We start from the raw sequence: 2,051 nt of genomic DNA, 5'->3' as shown, positions 1-2,051 counted from the left end.
GGCCTCAACGGTGCCGCCGACCCCCGCCCCCCGGGGCCGGCGCGTTCCCGGCCGCGGGTCCCCCGCGGAAGTCCGGACCGGGCCGGCCGTCGCCCACCCCATCGGGTAGAACTTGTTCCATGAACGACACCCTCCACTACCTGCTCGACCTGCTCGACCTCGAGCGGATCGAACAGGACATCTACCGGGGCGACAGTCACCCCTCGGTGATCCCCCGGGTCTTCGGCGGGCAGGTCGCCGCCCAGGCGTTGGTCGCCGCGTGCCGCACCGTCACCGACGACCGGCTGCCGCACTCCCTGCACTCCTACTTCCTGCGCCCCGGCGACCCGGGCGCCCCGATCGTCTACCAGGTGGACCGCATCCGCGACGGCCGGTCGTTCACCACCCGTCGGGTGGTGGCCATCCAGCACGGTCAGCCGATCTTCCACCTCTCGGCCTCCTTCCAGGTGCACGAGGAGGGTCTGGAGCACCAGGAGGAGATGCCACAGGCGCCCGACCCCGAGTCGCTGCCGACCGCCGACGAGCTCCTGCCCCGCTACGCCGACACCTTCATGCACCCCGACGTGGTGTCGCTGCTGCTGGAGGCACGCCGCGCGATCGACCTGCGCTACGCGGTCGAACCGCCCTACGCCACCGTCGGTGAGCCGCGCGAGGCGCGCTCGCGGGTGTGGTTCCGCACCGACGGCAAGATCCAGGGTGTCCACGACAACCCCGTGGTCCACCTCTGCCTGGCCACCTACGTCTCCGACATGACCCTGCTGGACTCGGTGCTCCTCGCGCACGGGCGCGGTGGCTGGACGGTCGGGGACGTGGTGGGCGCCAGCCTCGACCACGCCATGTGGTTCCACCGGCCGTTCCGGGCCGACGAGTGGCTGCTGTACGACACCGACGCCCCCACCACGCAGAACGGGCGCGGCCTGGCCCGGGGACAGATCTGGACCCGGGACGGCCGGCTCGCCGTCTCGGTCATCCAGGAGGGCGTGGTCCGCGTCCCCCGTGACCGTTCCTGAGGCGTCCGACCGCGACCGCCGTCCCGCCACCGGCGCCGGGACGGCCGCCCGGGGCGGGTCTCACTCCAGGCCGGCCGCCGCCAACAGGTACGCCGTCATCGGCTCGTAGTACCGGGGATCGGTCACGTGGTCGTCCAGCGGCACGCACACCGCCAGCGTCCCCTCCGCCTCGGCCAGGAACAGCGCGGGGTCGTTGCAGTCGGCGAACCCCACCGTCTCGATGCCGTGTTGCGCCGCGCACCCGGCCCACCCGTGGTCGGCGATCACCAGGTCCGGCGGCGCCTCGCCCTCCTGCGGCAGCGCCCGCAGGATCTCCGCCATCGGGGCGGGGGAGTGGGTGTGCCACAGGGACGCTCCCCGCTCGTACATCGCCACCCCCGCCAGTTGGGTGACCACGCCCTCGTCGGCGGTCAGTCCCAGCGGGACCCGCACCAGCTCGCAGCCGGCCGCCACCAGGGCCGCCGTCACCCGCGAGTGGGTGTCCAACAGGCCGCCCGGGTGACCGGTGGCGGACAGGAACCGCCCGCCCCGCTCGGCGGTGCGGCGCAGTACCTCCGCCGTGCGGTCCAGGGCCGCCACCGTCAGCTCGGGGTCGATGGTGTCCTGTCCCCGGCGGTGGGCGGGATCCTCGTTCACGCCGCAGCGCTCCGCCATCACCGCGAGCACGTCCTGCTCGTCGTTCCAGCGGTCGCCCAGTTCGACCCCCAGCCAGTAGTAGCGGTTGCCGTTGGCCAGTTCCCGGTAGTGGGAGAGGTTGTTCTCCCTGGGGGTCGCCACCTCCCCCGCGATCCGGGTGCGCACCAGGTGCTCCAGCAACTCGGAGCGGGAGGGGGCCGGGGGCACCTGCCGAACCGGCGGGCCCGGCGGAACGGGGGCGGCCGACATGGCCGGGGGGACCGAGGTCATGGGCCCATTGTGACCCCCCGGTCCGAACGCCCGCGCGGGCGTCCGCCGGGGTGTCCAAAACGTGACCCCCGTTCCGCCGGAAAGGCGGAACCGCTTCGCGGGCCCCGCTGCCTACCCTCGCCCCATGGAGACCCC

At 73.6% G+C, this 2,051-nt stretch carries 2 protein-coding genes; one reads left to right on the top strand and one right to left on the bottom strand.

Annotated features, from left to right (window positions below):
- Positions 1-119: 119 nt before the first annotated feature.
- The gene (tesB, locus tag FOE67_RS23905) at positions 120-1,010 is read left to right on the top strand and encodes an acyl-CoA thioesterase II (protein ID WP_182666912.1); all 891 of its coding nucleotides are present in this window, start codon (positions 120-122) and stop codon (positions 1,008-1,010) included.
- Positions 1,011-1,070: 60 nt separating this feature from the next.
- Here tesB and FOE67_RS23900 read toward each other — a convergent pair whose 3' ends face one another.
- Positions 1,071-1,895, bottom strand: a complete 825-nt coding sequence (locus FOE67_RS23900) for a phosphatase (protein WP_182666913.1) — start codon at positions 1,893-1,895, stop codon at positions 1,071-1,073.
- Between the last annotated feature and the right edge of the window lie 156 nt (positions 1,896-2,051).

Origin of the sequence: Streptomyces calidiresistens, assembly GCF_014141525.1 — a bacterium.
GTDB lineage: Bacteria > Actinomycetota > Actinomycetes > Streptomycetales > Streptomycetaceae > Streptomyces > Streptomyces calidiresistens.
This window is presented reverse-complemented; position numbering and strand designations above follow the sequence as displayed.